The sequence below is a fragment of the Streptomyces sp. SCSIO 75703 genome (assembly GCF_036607905.1).
Classification (GTDB): Bacteria; Actinomycetota; Actinomycetes; order Streptomycetales; family Streptomycetaceae; genus Streptomyces.
In genome coordinates, this window is sequence record NZ_CP144555.1 from 3,534,798 (window position 1) to 3,551,965 (window position 17,168).

The following is a 17,168-nucleotide window of genomic DNA, read 5'->3' on the forward strand; positions in this document are numbered from 1 at the left end:
GCACAGGACGGCTTCCGGTTCCTCCCTGAGAAGATGGGGGCTCGGTCGGAGCGCGCCGGGACGTGGTGCTCTCTCGCGACAGGAGTTCACGCACGGTGTCCCAGGAGCACGAAGAGGCGTTTCCCGACGCTGCCGGGTTCGGCCTGCGAGCCGACTGCGCGAACTGCTTCGGGCTGTGCTGCGTCGCCCTGCCCTTCGCCGCCTCGGCGGACTTCGCGATCGACAAGGACGCCGGCCGGCCCTGCCCGAACCTGGGGACGGACTTCCGGTGCGGCATCCACGCGGACCTGCGGCAGCGGGGTTTTCCCGGTTGCACCGTCTTCGACTGCTTCGGCGCGGGGCAGCGGGTCTCCCAGGTCACCTTCGGTGGGCAGGACTGGCGGCGGGCCCCGCACACCGCCCGGCGGATGTTCGACGTGTTCCCCGTCATGCGGCAACTCCACGAACTCCTCTGGTACCTGGGCGAGGCACTGGCTCTGCCGCCGGCCCGCCCGCTGCACGGAGAGCTGCGCCGCGTGCTGGAGAAGACCGAACGCCTTGCCGGCGGCAGCGCCCAGGAGCTCACCGAACTGGACGTCCCCGCACATCGCGGTGAGGTCAACGCCCTGCTGCTGCGCACCAGCGAACTCGTGAGAGCGCAGGTCACGGGCCGGAAGAAGGACCGCAGGGGAGCCGATCTCATCGGAGCCCGCCTCAGGGGAGCCGATCTGCGGGGAGCCAACCTCCGCGGCGCCTACCTCATCGCCGCCGACCTGAGGGGCGCCGATCTGCGGTCGGCGGACCTGATCGGTGCCGATCTGCGCGACGCCGACCTACGGGGCGCCGACCTCACGGGCAGTCTCTTCCTCACCCAGTCCCAGCTCAACGCGGCCAAGGGCGACCCCACCACCACACTCCCGCCGGACCTCGCCCGTCCGGCGCACTGGTAGGCGGGCGCGGCGCGCAGGTGTTCCGATGATCCGCCAGTGGGGACGATCGCCCGTGTCCTGAGCGGCCTACGGCAGAGTACGTGCGCCGGCCGCCGCTCGTCGGGGAACGGAGGCGGGCTCGGGAGATCGCCCGCCGTGCGCGAAATGAAGTCGACGGCACGGCCGGCGGCGGGTGGACTGGGCAGATGACGACAGTTGAACATGACCTGCTTCCCGCCACGCGCCGAGCGCTGCTGCACCGGGTCGCCGTGGCTCAGGCCGAGGGACGCGCGCCCTCGCTCGTCGCGGCGGTGGTCCGGGGCGGACGCACCGTGTGGCACGGTGCCCGGTCCTCGGAGGACAGGGGCGCCCCCGACGAGAACGTCCAGTACCGGATCGGCTCGATCACGAAGACCTTCACGGCCGTCCTCGTCCTGCGGCTGCGTGACGAAGGGCTGCTCGACCTGGGCGACCCGCTGGAGAAGCACCTGCCGGGCACCGGGGCGGGCCGCGCCACGATCGCCGATCTGCTGGCGCACACGGGCGGGCTCGCCGCCGAGTCACCGGCGCCGTGGTGGGAGCGCACGCCCGGCACCCTGCGCCCCGAACTGGCCGACGTCCTGGGGGAGGGCCCCCTTCGGCATCCTGTGGGCCGACGCCACCACTACTCGAACCCCGGATACTCCCTGCTCGGCGCGGTGGTCGAGCGCTTGCGCGGCGCCCCCTGGGAGGATGTGCTGCGCCGTGAGGTGCTGGAACCGCTGGGCCTGACCCGCACGACCGCGCAGCCCGAGGCGCCCTACGCCAAGGGCTGGGCGGTGCACCCGTGGGCCGACGCGCTGCTGGCCGAGCCCGTCGAGGATCTCGGGCTGATGGCCGCGGCCGGTCAGCTCTGGTCGACCACGGGCGACTTGGCGCGGTTCGCCGTCTTCCTGGCCGACGGCGACGACACGGTGCTGTGCGCCGAGAGTGTGCGCGAGATGCGGGTGCCGGCGGCGCCGGCCGAGGCGGCGGACGTCGGTGACAGGGTGACCTACGGACTGGGCCTGCAGCTCCAGCACCGGGACGGGCGGCTGTTCGTGGGGCACTCGGGCTCGTTGCCCGGGTTTCTGGCCAACGTGACGATCGACGTTGACGAAGACGTGGCCGCGGTCGTGCTGGCCAACTGCACCTCGGGTCCGCTGACCGCCGTCGTGGGCGCCGACCTGGTGCGCATCGTCACCGAAGCCGAGCCCAGGATTCCCGAACCATGGCGTCCGCTGCCGGAGGTCGACCCGGCCCTGCTGGAGCTGGCCGGGCCCTGGTACTGGGGGACCTCCGCGTTCGCCCTGCGTCTCCTGCCCGACGGCGGGGTCGCGTTGGAGCCGTTGCGGGGCCAGGGGCGCCGCTCCCGCTTCCTCGCCGCCGACGACGGGACCTGGACGGGGACCGAGGGTTACTACGCGGGGGAGACCCTTCGGGCCGTACGCCGCGCGGACGGAACCGTGAGCCACCTGGACCTCGGCTCCTTCGTGTTCACCCGCCGGCCCTACGACGAGGGGGCACCGGTGCCCGGTGGGGTGGACCCGCGGGGATGGCAGGGCCTGGGCTCGGCATAGCCCAAGCGTGGCGGATGCCCTGTTTCACGTGAAACAGGGCATCCCCGACGGGCCCCTCGCTCAGAGCGCGAGCTTGAAGCCCGTATGGGACGGGGAGAAGCCGAGCCGCTCGTAGAAGCGGTGGGCGTCCTCGCGTGTCCTGTCGGAGGTGAGTTGCACCAGGTGGCAGCCCTGCCGTCGGGACTCGGCGATGGCCCACTCGATGAGCCGGGTGCCCAGCCCGCTGCCGCGTTCGTCCGCGTGCACGCGGACGCTCTCGATGATCGACCGCGTCGCGCCGCGACGGGACAGTCCCGGGACGACCGTCAGCTGGAGGGTGCCGACGACCCGGCCGTCGCGGACGGCCACGACCAAGTGCTGGTGGGGATCGGCCGCGATCCGCGCGAACGCCGAGCGGTAGGGCGTCAGATCGCCGGGTGACTCGCGCTGGGCGCCCAGGGGATCGTCGGCGAGCATGGCGACCACGGCGGGCAGGTCGTCCTCGACGGTCCTGCGTATCTCAAGATCTCCCATGGGGCCAGCCTACGCAGCGGCACCGTCCGGGTGGCCCTCGCGGCGGCTACACGGACATCGGCGCCTTGAGCGTCTCGACCACCTTGACCAGCGGAGCCAACTCGGGATGGGTCGCCGCCTCGTCGAGAGCCTCCCGCAGGGCCGCCTGGTTGGAGGGACGGGCCTCGTCCAGCAGCTTCCGTCCGGCGGCGGTGACGTCGGTGTAGATGCCGCGGCGGTCGGTGGGGCACAGGTAGCGCTCGAGCAGGCCGCGGTCCTCGAGCCGGGTGACCAGGCGGGTGGTGGCGCTCTGGCTGAGGACGACGGCGTCGGCGACCTGCTTCATCTGCAGATGCCCTCCTTCGCCCTCGTGCTGTCGGCTGAGCACGTCGAGCAGCGAGTACTCGCGCACGCTCAGCCCGTGCCCCGACTGCAGGGCGCGCTCGATATGGGTCTCGATCCTCCCGTGCAGCAGGGAGAGGGCGCACCAACCCTGGGAGAGGGCGGTGAGTGCCGGGTCCGTCGCCGTCATGTGTTCCTCCGTCGCGGAACTGCTGGCTCCAGAGTAGACCAGAACCGCAATTGCCAGCGATTGCCTATAGCCCGCGTCTGCAACTATTGTGGGCGCGTCCAACGCGCTTCTGCAATCTTCTGGAAAGGTGCGCCTCATGCCTCTCGCGCTCCTCGCTCTCGCGATCGGGGCCTTCGGGATCGGAACGACCGAGTTCGTGATCATGGGCTTGCTGCCCGAGGTCGCCCAGGACTACGGCGTCTCCATCCCCACGGCCGGCCACCTGGTGACCGGCTACGCGCTCGGCGTGATGTTCGGCGCCCCGCTGATGACCGTCCTCGGCACCAAGATCCCGCGCAAGCGGATGCTCATGGCGCTGATGGGCCTGTTCATCGTCGGCAACCTGCTCTCCGCCGTCGCCCCGGCCTTCGCGGTCATGCTGACCGGCCGTGTGGTCGCCTCGCTCGCCCACGGGGCCTTCTTCGGGATCGGTTCGGTGGTCGCCGCCGACCTGGTCGCCCCGCACAAGAAGGCCGGGGCCATCGCGATGATGTTCACCGGGCTGACCGTCGCCAACGTCGTCGGGGTACCGCTGGGCACCTTCGTCGGACAGTCGGCCGGCTGGCGCGTCACCTTCGCGGCCGTCGCCGCGCTCGGCGTGCTCGGACTGGCCGGCGTCGCCGCGCTCGTACCCGACATGCCCCTCGCGGAGGGCACCCGGCTGCGCAGCGAACTCGCCGCCTTCCGGAACGTCCAGGTGCTGCTCGCCATGGCGATGACCGTGCTCGGCTTCGGCGGTGTCTTCGCCGCCATCACCTACATCGCGCCGATGATGACGCGGGTGGCGGGATTCGCCGACGGCTCGGTCACCTGGCTGCTGGTCCTCTTCGGGCTCGGCATGGTCGGCGGCAACCTCCTCGGGGGCCGCTTCGCCGACCGCGCTCTGATGCCCATGCTGTACCTCTCCCTGGGCGCCCTGGCCGTCGTCCTCGCCCTCTTCACGGTCACCGCGCACCACAAGGGCGCCGCCGCCGTCACGATCTTCCTCATCGGCGCCCTCGGCTTCGCCACCGTGCCGCCCCTCCAGAAGCGCGTCCTGGACCAGGCACACGGCGCCCCCACCCTGGCGTCGGCCGTCAACATCGGCGCCTTCAACCTCGGCAACGCGCTGGCCGCCTGGCTCGGCGGGGCCGTCATCGCCGCCGGCCTCGGCTACACCGCGCCCAACTGGGTTGGCGCGGTACTGGCCGTCACCGCCCTGGGCCTCGCCGTGCTCTCGACCGCCCTCGAACGGCGCGACGCCGCCCCCGCCACGGTCGCCGCGGGCTCGCTGCCCACCGAACCGGGCGTCACCGCCCACCACTGATCCACCCGCCGGACCGGCGGACGGGCGCGCCGCGCCCCGACGCCGGCCGGACGGGCCACCGCGACGGTCTCGCCGGGCCGGTGGGGGACACCCCCACCAGGAGAACCCGTCATGAACACCCCACGGCCACCCCCACCGCCGTCGCACCGCTGACCATCCAGGACGCCGAAACCCTCGTCACCGCGGCCCAGGGCGCCGCCGAGGCCGCGGGGATCACCGTCAGCGTCACCGTCCTCGACGCGGGCGGGCACCTGCTCGCCTTCCGGCGGGACGACCGCGCGGTGCTGCTCTCCAGTGAGACCGGCACCCGCAAGGCGTACACGGCGCTCCAGCTCGACGCGCCCAGGGCGGACCTCGTCGACGCGGTCCGGCCCGGCGGCCTCTTCCACACCCCGCCGACCGCGCTCGACCGGCCCCCGCTGCTTCTCGCGAGCGGTGTTCCCGTGCACCACGACGGGCGGCTGATCGGCGCCGTCGGCGTCGGCGTCGGCGGGGGAACGCCGGAGCAGGACCACTCCTTCGCCACGGCCGCCGTGGTGAAGCTGCCACGACCGTAGAAGGCTCCTCGTCACCCGTGCACGCCGGTTCCCGGACGGCCGGGGACCGGCGGCGCGTACGCGGGGCGGTGCGGTCAGCCCGCCGCCACCGTCAGCGGAGCGAACCGCCGGGCACCGTCCCCGGGCAGTTCGGCGGTGCCGTGGGTCATGACCGCGTTGACGGCGACTGCGGCGAGGCCGCGCTCCTTCACCCAGGCCAGCAGGTCCTCGTGCCGGACGTCGATGTCGGTGCGCAGCGGCCTGCCGGTGCCGGCGGCGAGGGAGGCGACGAGGGCCTTGGCCGTCTCGGTGTCACGGGCGATCAGGGGGCCCACCACGTGGGTGTCCATGTTGGGCCAGGCCGCGGCGTACCCGATGAGGCGGCCGTCCTCCTCGGCGACGCGCAACTGGTCGACGAAGGCGGGCAGCCGGGTGAGCACGTGCGTACGGTCGGCGCCGAACACCTCCTCGTCGAGGCGGACGATCGCCGTGAGGTCCTCGGCGGTGGCGGCGCGGGTGGCGATACGGGACTCGGCCGAGTCGGGGACGAACCGGCCGCGCAGCATCTCCGAGCGGCCGATGTCCTTGAAGCCCAGCTCCTCGTAGAGCGGCCGGCCGTACGGGGTCGCGTAGAGGGTCAGGGGGGTGGTGCCCTGGGCGGAGACGATGTGGCGCATCAGCCGGCGGCCGACGCCCTGGCGCGCGTGCCGCTCGGCGACCAGCATCATGCCGATGGCCGCGAGCGAGGGCCGTTCGGGCGGGCCGTACTCGGTGACGGTGCAGACACTGACGAGGCCGCCGCCGGGGTCGTCGATGCCGTACCCCTTCCCGGCGGTGAGGAGGAGCCCCCACTTGTGCTCTTCGCGTGGCCACCCCCGGTCCTCGGACAGGTCGGCGCACGCGTCGAGGTCACGGAGCGTCAGACGGCGGATCGGCAGAGCGGAGAGGGAAGGAGTCGGCACGCTGGTCAGGCTGGCCGACGGAGGGTGCCCGCGTCCACCTCTTTGCCCGGCGGGTGCGAGCTTTTCGCCATGCCGTGGCCGCGGGCACAGCACTCCGACACCTCGCGGACGCCGTGTCGGCAGAAGGGCCGGAGGCGGCTGTCAGCCGAGGTCGGGGGCGTGCAGGGCCCGTACGCCCTCGATGTTTCCGTCCAGATAGTGACGCAGGGACAGCGGTACGAGATGGACGGAGGCGATGCCGATCCGGGTGAACGGCACCCGGACGATCTCGTACTCGCCGGTGGGCTCATCGACCTCGGGACCATGGCGCAGGGCCGGGTCCATGGACTCCAGACGGCAGACGAAGAAGTGCTGCACCTTCACGCCGGTCGCGCCCTCGTCCTCCCCGATGTGCTCCACCGTGTCCACGAAGCAGGGGACCACATCGGTGATCTTGGCGCCCAGCTCTTCGTACACCTCACGGTGCAGAGCGTCCACGACGGTCATGTCGGCCGGCTCGACTCCGCCACCGGGCGTGACCCAGTACGGGTCGACACCGGGCTTGGTGCGCTTGATCAGGACGAGAGCGTCGCCGTCGAGGAGGACGGCGCGTGCGGTGCGCTTGACCACGGGTCGGACGGTCATGGGGGGAATGTGGCCCGGCTGGTTCCACGTGAAACATCGCCGGGCGTATCGACCGCACTCCGTCATGGCCACCGGCCGCGGAGGCGGGCCGCACGTCCCGGGGACCAGTCGCGTACCGGGGCCGGCCGCGCACCAGAGCGGTGCCGACCGGGAAGGTGCCGGATACGGAGCCGCCCGGTGGCCCGAGCCGCGTCGGCGTGGCTCGGACCACCTGCCCAGGTGCGGGCGCAGACGCCGGTCAGCCCACCGACGCGTCCAGGGCGCGCAGCAGGTCGGCCACCAGGTCCTCGGGGTCCTCTCCGCCGACCGAGAGCCGGACGAAGCCCTCCGGTACCGCGTCGCCGCCCCAGCGACCGCGCCGCTCGGCGGTCGACCGCACCCCGCCGAAGCTCGTCGCCCCCTCCACGAGCCGCAGGGCGTCGAGGAAACGGTCGGCGTGCGCACGGGAGGCCAGGGTGAAGGAGACGACGCAGCCGTGGCGCCGCATCTGCCGGGTGGCGATCCGGTACGAAGGGTCGTCGGGGAGCCCCGGGTACCGCAGCCCCGTCACCTCGGGCCGGGCCCGCAGTGTCTCGGCGACCTTCAGGGCGGTGGCGTTCTGCCGGTCCACACGCATCTGGAGAGTGGCGAGGGAACGGTGTGCGAGCCACGCCTCCATGGGGCCGGGGATCGCGCCGACGATCTTGCGCCAGTGCCGGACGGCGGCCAGGGGAGCGGCGTCCCGCCCGACGACGTACCCGAGGAGGACGTCCCCGTGGCCGGTGAGCTGCTTGGTGCCGCTGGCCACGGCGAAGTCGGCGCCGAGCTCCAGCGGGCGCTGCCCGAGCGGAGTGGCGAGGGTGTTGTCGACGGCCACCAGGGCGCCGCCCGCGTGGGCCGCCTCGACGAGACGCCGGACGTCGCACACGTCCAGCCCCGGGTTCGACGGTGTCTCGATCCACAGCAGCTTCGCCCCGTCCAGGACGTCGAGCTGGGCGTCCCCGCCGGTCGGCGCGGTGCGCACCTCGATGCCGAACGCCTCCAACTGGGCGCGTACCAGGGGCAGCGCCTGGTAGCCGTCGGACGGGAGCACCACCGCGTCCCCGGTGCTGAGCTGCGAGAACAGCACCGAGGAGATCGCGGCCATGCCCGAGGCGAACACCAGCGCGCCGACGTCGTCGCGTCCCGGCGCCTCCAACTCCACGAGGGCCCGCTCCAGATGGGTCCAGGTGGGGTTCTCGTCGCGGCCGTAGGTGTACGGGCCGGTGGGATCGCCCGGGAGGTGGAAATGGGCGGCGAAGACGGGGCCGGGCAGGGTCGGCTCGTGTCTGACCGGCTCGGGCAGTCCGGCGCGCACCGCGCGGGTGCCGTCGCCGGTCCCCGGAGGGCCGTCCTGAGAACTTCCCCCGGCCGTGCGGGAATCGCTCATGCCGCTCGTCCTTCCACGTCCGCGCGGACCGCGTCGAGCAGTCCGCCGGTCGCCGCCTCCACCATGTCGAGGCACTGCGCGAAGTCGCCGGCGTCCCCGTAGTACGGGTCCGGCACGTCCAGGTCGTCGCCGGCGGCGGGGTCGTACGACCGCAGCAGCCGCACCTTGGCCACGTCCCGTTCCGTGGGCGCGAGCCGGCGCAGGACCCTGAGGTGGCCCGCGTCGAGCGCGACGACGAGGTCGAGACGGTCGAACCAGGCCGGCTGGAACCGCCTGGCCGTGTGGGTGCCGTCGTAGCCGTGTTCCTCCAGCACGGCGACGGTGCGGGGGTCGGCCCCGTCGCCCTCGTGCCAGCCGTCCGTGCCGGCGCTGTCGGCGTGGACCCGGTCGTCGAGCCCCGCCCGCCGCAGCCGTTCGCGGAAGACGGCCTCGGCCATCGGGGAGCGGCAGATGTTGCCCGTGCACACGAAGCAGACGCGGTAGGCCATGGGTCAGTCCTCGTCCGGCAGGAACGCGTTCAGGGCCCAGGAGACGACCGAGATGATCAGGCCGCCCAGGACGGCGGTCCAGAAGCCCTCCACGTGGAAACTCAGGTCGAGCTTGCCGGCCAGCCACGAGGTCAGCAGCAGCATCAGCGCGTTGACCACCAGCGTGAACAAGCCGAGGGTCAGGATGAACAGCGGGATCGTCAGCACCTGCACAATGGGTTTGACCCAGAGGTTCACGAGGCCGAAGACCAGGGCGACCAGGATCAGCGTGCCGGCCTTCCTGCCGGTGCTGCCCCCGGTCAGAGTGATCTTGTCCAGCAGCCACACGGCGACTGCCAGGGCGCCCGCGTTGGCGATCGTCTTGACTACGAAATTCTTCATGTGTCTGATCGTGGCAGACGCGAGCGGACACGAACGGTGAGACAGGGGCGGGCGGAGACGATGAAGGCTTTCCGGCTGGACGAACTGGAGGCGGAGCGCGCCGCCAACGACGGCGCCTACCTGCAGTTCCTGCGGGAGCGGAACATGTCGGTGGGCCTCTACGCCCTGGACGCGGGAGCGGCCGATCCACAGCGGCCGCACGGTCAGGACGAGGTGTACTTCGTGGTCAGCGGACGCGCCGCGATCACCGTCGGCACGGAGACCACCGAGGTCGCCCGCGGCAGCGTGGTGTACGTGCCGGCCGGGGTGCCCCACAAGTTCCACCACATCAGCGAGGACCTGCGGGTGCTGGTGGTGTTCTCTCCCCCCGAGGGCTGAGCCGTCGCCCCCCGGGTTCCCTAGGGGATCGCTCAGGGGGAGACAGGGGATGCGGGAGCCCCGCCAGGGCCCGCGCGGCTCTAGCATCGAGTGCAGGACATCGGAGACTTCCGGGAAGGGTGCCGGTCCATCGGAGGAGCGGCACCGGCCGGGCGGAGAGATAGGACGAGGCGATGCGAGAGATCTTCACGGGACTCCCGTGGTGGGTGAAGTGGATCGCGGTGCCGGTCATCGCCCTGGTCGTGTTCGGCAGCCTGATAGCGACGGTGCTCAGCGTCGTGATCGGACTGCTCTTCAAGGTGCTGGTCTTCGTGGCACTCGTCGGCGGACTGATCTACGTCGTGCGCCGGTTCACGTCGGGTTCCTCGTCGCGCTGGTGAGGGGAGCGGGGCCGCGGCAGGGGTGACGAGGGAACCTCCGGGTCCCTCGCCCGGGGGAAGTTTCCGGTACGGACGGCCGATGACCGGTGACCGAGGGTTAGAGTCCGAGACTCCCGCGGGGGCCACCCCGCGAGCGGCGTACCCCCCACCCCGTGTGCCCCGCACGGGCCCCTCCGCTTCCCCGGGAGTGATCCTTGGCCACGACCGACACCGCCCGAGCGGCGCCGCACGCACTCCCCGTGCAGACGCACGGGACACCGCGCACCGCTCTCCCCTCCCCCTCCTCTGCCGCCGAGCCGCCGCCCGCCACCCTGATCGGTTCCGTCCAGCGGGCGATGCGCCTGCTGGAATGCGTCGCCGCGCACGGATACGGCGCCCCCGCCAAGCAACTCGCGCGGGAGACGGGACTCGCGCTGCCCACCGCCTACCACCTGTTGCGCACCCTCGTCCACGAGGGCTATCTGCGCCGGGAGAAGGGCCTGTTCTTCCTCGGCGAGGCGGCCGAGCGGCTGAGCCGCAGCGGCGTCGAGCAGAAACGTCGCAGCATCGTCGTCGACGCTTTGTCGAACTGGCGGGACGCGATCGACGCCCCCGTGTACTACGCCGTGTACCGCGCCGGTGAGGTCGAGGTCGTCGGCGTCTCGGACACGCCGGAGCACCCGGCGGTCGAGGAGTGGGCCGATTTCCGGGAGACCGCGCACGCGCACGCCGTCGGGCTCTGTCTGCTGTCGCAACTGGACGAGGCGGGCCGGCGCGACCACCTCCGACGCTACCCGGTGCAACCCGTCACCCCCTATACGGTGCGTGACCGGCACAGCGTGTTGACGCGGCTGGAACGGCTGCCGCGAATGGCTCCGGTGACGGAACACCAGGAGTACGCGCTGGGCTACGTTTGCGCCGCGATCCCCGTCACCGTGGGCTCCACCCCGGCCGCGGTGGCCCTCTCCCTCCCCGCTCACCAGGCCGGCCGGCTGCTTCCGACGGTGCGCCGGCTGCAGCACGAGATGGGCCGGCTGCTGGGTCCGCTCGCGCCCTCTATCACTATCTGAAAACTCACTCCTTGTGATCTGGTGTGTACGTTAAGCAAGATGCCACCAGTGTAAGAAGTTTGGTTCCAGGTGTGATTTTCCCGGACAGTCGACGGCGAATGACGGGGTAGGCGAATGGGCGAGTCTGTGCAGGCAGAGGTCATGATGAGCTTTCTCGTGTCCGAGGAGCTGTCGTTCCGCATTCCGGTGGAGCTGAGGTACGAGACCTCCGATCCCTATGCCGTACGGCTGACGTTCCATCTCCCCGGAGACGCCCCGGTGACCTGGACCTTCGGCCGGGAACTGCTGGTGGACGGCGTCGCCATGCCGTGTGGCGACGGCGATGTGCGCATCGCGCCGGTCGATCCGGAGCCGCTGGCCGAGGTGCTCATCCGGCTGCAGGTGGGCAGCGACCAGGCGCTGTTCCGGTCCTCCGCGGCGCCCCTGGTGGCCTTCCTCGACCGGACGGACAAGCTGGTGCCGCTGGGGCAGGAGGGCGCGCTCGCCGACTTCGACGCGCACCTCGACGAGGCCCTGGACCGCATCCTGGCCGAGGAGCAGAGCGCCGGGTGAACGGCGACGGCGCCCGGGTGGCGGTGACCTAGGCCGCGACGGGCCGCCGAACTGTGCAGGAACGCTTCTGCCGGTCTGCGTGGCCGTCGCGGCAGCCTCTGGAGCGGCGGGGCACCCAGCCGGCGCCAAAGACGACCGGCCCGCCACCGGCAGCGAAGAACGGCGGCCCCGAGGAACGGGTGGCTCCGAAGAACGGTGGCCCGTGGCTCCCCGCCACGGGCCACCGGTGCTCCGCCGGACCGCAGGGGCCCGGCGGGATCAACGCTTCCGGCGGCGTCCCCGCCCGCCGCGCCCCTGCGCCCCGGCCCCGGACGGCCCGGGGACGCCGGCGACGGCGGGTACCGCCCCGCCCGCCTCCCGGCGGTCGGCGGAGACGACCAGCGCGGCGAGCGCCGTGGTCACCGGGACCGAGGCCACCAGGCCGATGGACCCGACCAGGGTGCGCACGATCTCCTCCGCGACCAGCTCGCTGTTGGCGACCGCCCCCACGCTGCTCTGCGCGATGGAGAACAGCAGCAGCAGGGGGAGCGCGGCACCCGCGTAGGCGAGCACCAGCGTGTTGACGACGGACGCGATGTGGTCGCGGCCGATCCGGATGCCCGCCTGGTAGAGCCCCCGCCAGCCCATTGTCGGGTTGGCCTCGTGCAGTTCCCAGACGGCCGAGGTCTGGGTGACGGTCACGTCGTCGAGGACGCCGAGCGAGCCGATGATCACCCCGGCGAGCAGCAGACCGCTCATGTCGATGTGCGGGTACAGGCCGTGGATCAGGCCGGTGTTGTCGTCCGTGTTGCCGGTGAGCGCCGCCCAGCCGATGAACAGCGAGCCCAGGACCCCGATCAGCAACAGCGAGATCAGGGTGCCCAGGACGGCCACGGAGGTGCGGGCGGAGAGTCCGTGGCACAGATAGAGGGCGATCAGCATGATGGCGCTGGACCCCACGACCGCCACCAGCAACGGGTTGGAGCCCTGGAGGATCGCGGGGAGGACGAAGAAGTTCAGCAGCAGGAAGCTGATGGCGAGGGCGACCAGCGCCATCAGTCCGCGCAGCCGTCCGACGACCACCACCGCCACGGCGAAGATGCCGGCCAGCAGGGCCAGCGGCAGCCGGCGGTTGACGTCGGTCACCGAGTACTGGAGGTCCTTCGGGGCGGAGGGCTCGTAGGCGACCACCACCTGCTCGTCCTGGTGGAGCTGGCGCGACTGGTCCGGCTGCACGATCTCGGTGAACGTGCGGCCCTTGTCCTTGCCGGTGTCGACGCGGATCGTCGCCCGCTTGCACGTGCCGTTCGCCTGCTGGACCGCCGAGGAGCCCTCCGCGGTGGAGGTGTCCCCGGTCGGGACGGCTCCCGAGGCGTTGACGGACGAGCAGCTCACCTCGACCACCTTGGTGACGGTGGCCTCTTGGGTCTGCCGGTCGAAGCCGACGCCGGTGCGCTCGTGCGGCGGTGCCCCGCCCGGCCAGAGCACCACGAGGCCGACCAGCACCGCCGTGGCGAAGGGGATGAGGATCGCGGCGATGACCTTCCGCAGGTGGCGGGAGACCGGCGCCGCGGGACCATGGCCGTGCCCGTGTGAGTGCCCGTGTGAGTGCCCGTGTCCGCCACCGGGGCCGTGCCCGCCTCCACCGTGCCCGCCCCCGCCGTGCCCGCCGGATCCGTCACCGCCCGTCGGCCGGCCAGGGAAACCCGCTGGTCCGGAGGCCGGGTTCGTGTCGAAGGCCCAGTCCCGCCCGCGGTCCGTCGCGTGGCGGCCGTCGTCTTCGGCACCCGGCCCACGGCGGGGGTCGTGCGGCGGAGGCGGAGGATGATGCGTCGTGGTCACCGCCCGATCATCGCAAGAAGGGGAGGGGCCCTCTGGTCACCGCGCCCGAATTGAGGCTAGCGTGGGGGCACCTTTGTACACGCGGGAGCTCGGAGCACCGGGCTGAGAGGGCGCTGACCTCCGTCCCAGCGACGTTTCACATGAAACATCACCGAAGACGAGTGATGTTTCACACGAAGCGCCGGCGGACGGAAGCCGCTGCGTCGACCGCCGAACCTGTTACCGGGTAATGCCGGCGTAGGGAGCTTGGTCTCATGGCCATCAAGGACGCACGCACGCCTGCCTCCACGCAGAACGTCACGGAGTCGACGACGGAGACGAAGGGACCGGAGTCGACCGCCGGGGAGGCCGGGAAGTCCATCGGCTGGCACAAGGCGTACGTCGAGGGTTCGCGCCCCGACCTGCGCGTGCCGGTCCGTCAGGTGCACCTCACCAACGGAGAGTCGGTCACGCTCTACGACACCTCGGGTCCGTACACCGACCCGTCCGTCGAGACCGACGTCCGCAGGGGCCTGCCGCCGCTGCGGGAGAACTGGATCGTCGCCCGCGGCGACACGGAGGAGTACGCGGGCCGCCCCGTCCGCCCCGAGGACGACGGAATCAAGCACACGTCCCCCCGCGGGGGCCTGCGCAACCTCGACGCGGTCTTCCCCGGCCGCCCGCGCCAGCCGCGCCGGGGCCGCGCCGGCACCGCGGTGACACAACTCGCGTACGCGCGCCGGGGCGAGGTCACACCCGAGATGGAGTACGTGGCCATCCGGGAGAACGTCGCGCCGGAGGTGGTCCGCGAGGAGATCGCGGCGGGCCGGGCGGTGCTGCCGGCCAACGTCAACCACCCGGAGATCGAGCCGATGATCATCGGCAAGCGGTTCCTGGTGAAGGTCAACGCCAACATCGGCAACTCCGCGGTGACCTCCTCCATCGAGGAGGAGGTCGAGAAGATGACCTGGGCCACCCGCTGGGGCGCGGACACCGTGATGGACCTCTCCACGGGCCGCAACATCCACACCACCCGCGAGTGGGTGCTGCGCAACTCCCCCGTCCCCATCGGCACCGTGCCGCTCTACCAGGCGCTGGAGAAGGTCGACGGCAAGGCCGAGGAGCTGAGCTGGGAGATCTACAAGGACACGGTCATCGAGCAGGCCGAGCAGGGCGTCGACTACATGACCGTCCACGCCGGCGTCCGCCTGCCGTACGTGCCGCTCACCGCGAACCGGAAGACCGGCATCGTCTCGCGCGGCGGCTCCATCATGGCCGCGTGGTGCCTCGCGCACCACAAGGAGTCGTTCCTCTACGAGAACTTCGAGGAACTCTGCGAGATCCTCGCCGCCTACGACGTCACCTACTCGCTGGGCGACGGACTGCGGCCGGGCTCCATCGCGGACGCCAACGACAAGGCGCAGTTCGCGGAGTTGCACACGCTGGGCGAGCTGAACCGCATCGCCAAGCGGCACCACGTGCAGACCATGATCGAGGGGCCGGGCCATGTCCCCATGCACAAGATCAAGGAGAACGTCGACCTCCAGCAGGAGATCTGCGAGGAAGCCCCGTTCTACACGCTCGGCCCGCTGACGACGGACGTCGCCCCGGCGTACGACCACATCACCTCGGGCATCGGCGCCGCGATGATCGCCTGGTGGGGCACGGCCATGCTCTGCTACGTCACCCCCAAGGAGCACCTGGGCCTGCCCAACCGCGACGACGTCAAGACCGGCGTCATCACCTACAAGATCGCGGCTCACGCGGCCGACCTCGCCAAGGGCCACCCAGGTGCGCAGGAGTGGGACGACGCGCTGTCGGACGCGCGCTTCGAGTTCCGCTGGGAGGACCAGTTCAACCTGTCCCTCGACCCGGACACGGCACGGGAGTTCCACGACGAGACGCTGCCGGCGGAACCCGCCAAGACCGCGCACTTCTGCTCGATGTGCGGGCCGAAGTTCTGCTCGATGAAGATCAGCCAGAGCATCACCGAGCGGTTCGGCGGTGATGCGGCCGACGGGGCCACGGCCGAGGAGGTGGCCGAGGGCATGATGCAGAAGTCGAAGGAGTTCGCGGCGAGCGGGAACCGGGTGTACCTGCCCCTCGCCGACTGAGGTCCCGTCCGGACCCGGTGGACGGGGAGGGGACGGTCTCCCGGGGCCGCCCCTCCCTCTGCCGGGGCCGGCTCGGCACACTGGTCCCATGACTGCCACCTCTCTGAGCAAGGGTGCCAACCTCGCCGTCGACTCCCCCGTGGTCCGCGTCGAACTCGCCTGGTCGGCCGGGCCCGGCGTGCCCGAGGTCGACGCCTCGGCGCTGCTGCTCACCTCGGCCGGCCGGGTCCGCGGCGACGAGGACTTCGTCTTCTTCAACCAGCCACGCCACGCCTCCGGCGCGGTGCGGCACCTGGGGCGCCGTTCCGCGGGCGGAGCCACGGCCGACGCCGTCGAGGTGGACCTCCGTGCGCTGGAGCCGGAGGTGGAGCGGGTCGTGCTGTGCGCCTCGGCCGACGGCGGGACCTTCGGCCGGGTGCCGGGGCTGTCACTGCGGCTGCTGGACGCCGGGACCGGGACCGAACTGGCCCGGTTCGACATGACGGCGGGTACGGAGACCGCGCTGATCGGGGGCGAGCTGTACCGACGGCAGGGCCGGTGGAAGTTCCGCGCGGTCGGCCAGGGCTATGCCGCGGGGCTCGCCGGGCTGGCCACCGACTTCGGCATCACGGTCGACGAGGGGGCACCGGCACAGGCCCCCGACACGACGCCGGCGCCTCCGGCACAGCCACCCGCCGCTGCGACCGCGCCCCCGGCGCGGACGCCTCCCGCCCCGCCACCGGGTCCCCTCCCTCCGGCTTCCGCCGCCGAACCCGCCGGACGGTACGTCCCGACACCCCCGCCACCGCACGTGCCGCCCACTCCACCCGCACCACCCACGCCCCACCCCGCCTCCCACCTCACCCAGGGGGAGGAACGCCTGCCCGTGGACATGCGCAAGCGCCTGTCGCTGCGCAAGGAGCAGGTCGCCGTCAGCCTGCGCAAGCACGGGGCGGCAGGTGTCACCGCCCGCGTCGTCCTGGTCCTCGACGCCTCCGGGTCCATGAGCGCCCTCTACACCAAGGGCGTGGTCGCCGACGTCGTGGAACGCATGGCGGCCGTCGCGGCGCAGTTGGACGACGACGGCGAGATGCAGGCGTGGACCTTCGCCTCGAACCCGGCCCGCCTGCCCGACCTGCGCCTCGGCGACCTCCCCGAGTGGCTGCGCCTGCATGTGCGCGTGGGGGAGATCAGTCTCTTCCGGCGTGCCAGGAAGAAGGGGCTCCACCCCGACCAGGTCGACATGCGCGCGGTCGGCATCCAGAACGAGGAGCAGAAGGTGATCGCCGAGGTGCGGGCCTTCGTACGGGAGAACCCGGCACCGGACCCCACCCTGGTGCTGTTCTTCTCCGACGGCGGCGTGTACCGCAACACCGAGATCGAGCGGGAACTGCGCGAGGCCGTGGAGGAGCCCGTCTTCTGGCAGTTCGTCGGCATCGGCCGCGCCGGCTACGGGGTGCTGGAAAAGTTCGACACCCTGCCCGGACGGCGCGTCGACAACGTCGGCTTCTTCGCGGTGGACGACATCGGCACCGTCCCCGACCCGGAGCTGTACGACCGCCTGCTGTCCGAGTTCCCGTCGTGGATCACCGCCGCCGGGCGGGCGGGCATCCTCTGATCCCCGCCCGTCCCGGCCCGGCGG

Annotated in this window: 18 protein-coding genes and 1 riboswitch; of the genes, 10 read left to right on the top strand and 8 right to left on the bottom strand. The window is 71.9% G+C overall.

Going from position 1 to position 17,168, the window contains the following annotated elements; genetic code table 11:
* Positions 1-95: 95 nt before the first annotated feature.
* A complete protein-coding gene (locus VM636_RS15435) occupies positions 96-929 on the top strand; it encodes a pentapeptide repeat-containing protein (protein WP_030420075.1) in 834 nt (277 codons plus the stop codon).
* 185 nt (positions 930-1,114) lie between these two features.
* Positions 1,115-2,506: a serine hydrolase domain-containing protein gene (locus tag VM636_RS15440; RefSeq protein WP_338484851.1), complete on the top strand. Its 1,392-nt coding sequence runs from the start codon at positions 1,115-1,117 to the stop codon at positions 2,504-2,506.
* A gap of 60 nt (positions 2,507-2,566) precedes the next feature.
* Here the strand turns inward: VM636_RS15440 and VM636_RS15445 are convergent, their stop codons facing one another.
* Both VM636_RS15445 and VM636_RS15450 read right to left on the bottom strand, forming a co-directional pair.
* Positions 2,567-3,019, bottom strand: a complete 453-nt coding sequence (locus VM636_RS15445; RefSeq protein ID WP_030420077.1) for a GNAT family N-acetyltransferase — start codon at positions 3,017-3,019, stop codon at positions 2,567-2,569.
* A 46-nt stretch (positions 3,020-3,065) separates the two neighbouring features.
* Positions 3,066-3,530: a MarR family transcriptional regulator gene (locus VM636_RS15450; protein ID WP_030420078.1), complete on the bottom strand. Its 465-nt coding sequence runs from the start codon at positions 3,528-3,530 to the stop codon at positions 3,066-3,068.
* A 136-nt stretch (positions 3,531-3,666) separates the two neighbouring features.
* On the opposite strand from VM636_RS15450, the gene VM636_RS15455 reads away from it, so the two are divergent.
* Positions 3,667-4,875, top strand: a complete 1,209-nt coding sequence (locus tag VM636_RS15455) for an MFS transporter (RefSeq protein WP_030420079.1) — start codon at positions 3,667-3,669, stop codon at positions 4,873-4,875.
* Between the two features lie 80 nt (positions 4,876-4,955).
* On the top strand, positions 4,956-5,432 hold the full coding sequence (locus tag VM636_RS15460; RefSeq protein WP_338484855.1) for a heme-binding protein: 477 nt from the start codon (positions 4,956-4,958) through the stop codon (positions 5,430-5,432).
* Positions 5,433-5,506: 74 nt separating this feature from the next.
* Here the strand turns inward: VM636_RS15460 and VM636_RS15465 are convergent, their stop codons facing one another.
* The 5 genes from VM636_RS15465 to VM636_RS15485 form a co-directional block, all read right to left on the bottom strand.
* The gene (locus tag VM636_RS15465) at positions 5,507-6,373 is read right to left on the bottom strand and encodes a GNAT family N-acetyltransferase (protein ID WP_338484857.1); all 867 of its coding nucleotides are present in this window, start codon (positions 6,371-6,373) and stop codon (positions 5,507-5,509) included.
* Between the two features lie 141 nt (positions 6,374-6,514).
* A complete protein-coding gene (locus VM636_RS15470; RefSeq protein ID WP_053913045.1) occupies positions 6,515-6,997 on the bottom strand; it encodes an NUDIX hydrolase in 483 nt (160 codons plus the stop codon).
* A 238-nt stretch (positions 6,998-7,235) separates the two neighbouring features.
* Positions 7,236-8,405, bottom strand: a complete 1,170-nt coding sequence (locus VM636_RS15475) for a cystathionine gamma-lyase (protein WP_338484859.1) — start codon at positions 8,403-8,405, stop codon at positions 7,236-7,238.
* Positions 8,402-8,893 (bottom strand): low molecular weight protein-tyrosine-phosphatase, encoded by a 492-nt coding sequence (locus VM636_RS15480; protein WP_030420084.1) that lies wholly within the window; start codon positions 8,891-8,893, stop codon positions 8,402-8,404. The genes VM636_RS15475 and VM636_RS15480 overlap by 4 nt, the downstream gene beginning before the upstream one ends.
* A 3-nt stretch (positions 8,894-8,896) precedes the next feature.
* Positions 8,897-9,274, bottom strand: coding sequence for a phage holin family protein (locus VM636_RS15485; RefSeq protein WP_030420085.1), 378 nt, complete (start codon positions 9,272-9,274; stop codon positions 8,897-8,899).
* A gap of 60 nt (positions 9,275-9,334) precedes the next feature.
* On the opposite strand from VM636_RS15485, the gene VM636_RS15490 reads away from it, so the two are divergent.
* The 4 genes from VM636_RS15490 to VM636_RS15505 all read left to right on the top strand — a co-directional run bounded on the left by VM636_RS15490 (position 9,335) and on the right by VM636_RS15505 (position 11,633).
* Entirely contained in the window at positions 9,335-9,652 is a 318-nt protein-coding gene (locus VM636_RS15490) for a cupin domain-containing protein (protein WP_053913048.1), read from the top strand.
* A gap of 173 nt (positions 9,653-9,825) precedes the next feature.
* Positions 9,826-10,032, top strand: coding sequence for a DUF5326 family protein (locus tag VM636_RS15495; RefSeq protein ID WP_030420087.1), 207 nt, complete (start codon positions 9,826-9,828; stop codon positions 10,030-10,032).
* A 311-nt stretch (positions 10,033-10,343) separates the two neighbouring features.
* Positions 10,344-11,081, top strand: coding sequence for a helix-turn-helix domain-containing protein (locus VM636_RS15500; protein ID WP_338486380.1), 738 nt, complete (start codon positions 10,344-10,346; stop codon positions 11,079-11,081).
* A gap of 114 nt (positions 11,082-11,195) precedes the next feature.
* Positions 11,196-11,633 carry an SsgA family sporulation/cell division regulator gene (locus VM636_RS15505; RefSeq protein ID WP_030420089.1) on the top strand — a complete coding sequence of 146 codons (438 nt, stop codon included), beginning with the start codon at positions 11,196-11,198 and terminating at the stop codon, positions 11,631-11,633.
* Between the two features lie 258 nt (positions 11,634-11,891).
* On the opposite strand, the gene VM636_RS15510 is transcribed toward VM636_RS15505, so the two are convergent.
* The gene (locus tag VM636_RS15510) at positions 11,892-13,454 is read right to left on the bottom strand and encodes a YibE/F family protein (RefSeq protein ID WP_053913049.1); all 1,563 of its coding nucleotides are present in this window, start codon (positions 13,452-13,454) and stop codon (positions 11,892-11,894) included.
* A gap of 71 nt (positions 13,455-13,525) precedes the next feature.
* Positions 13,526-13,715: riboswitch (TPP riboswitch) on the top strand.
* On the opposite strand from VM636_RS15510, the gene thiC reads away from it, so the two are divergent.
* Both thiC and VM636_RS15520 read left to right on the top strand, forming a co-directional pair.
* Positions 13,709-15,547, top strand: coding sequence for a phosphomethylpyrimidine synthase ThiC (gene thiC / locus VM636_RS15515; RefSeq protein WP_030420091.1), 1,839 nt, complete (start codon positions 13,709-13,711; stop codon positions 15,545-15,547). (Overlaps the previous riboswitch by 7 nt.)
* A gap of 88 nt (positions 15,548-15,635) precedes the next feature.
* Entirely contained in the window at positions 15,636-17,144 is a 1,509-nt protein-coding gene (locus VM636_RS15520; RefSeq protein ID WP_338484863.1) for a VWA domain-containing protein, read from the top strand.
* Positions 17,145-17,168 lie beyond the last annotated feature (24 nt).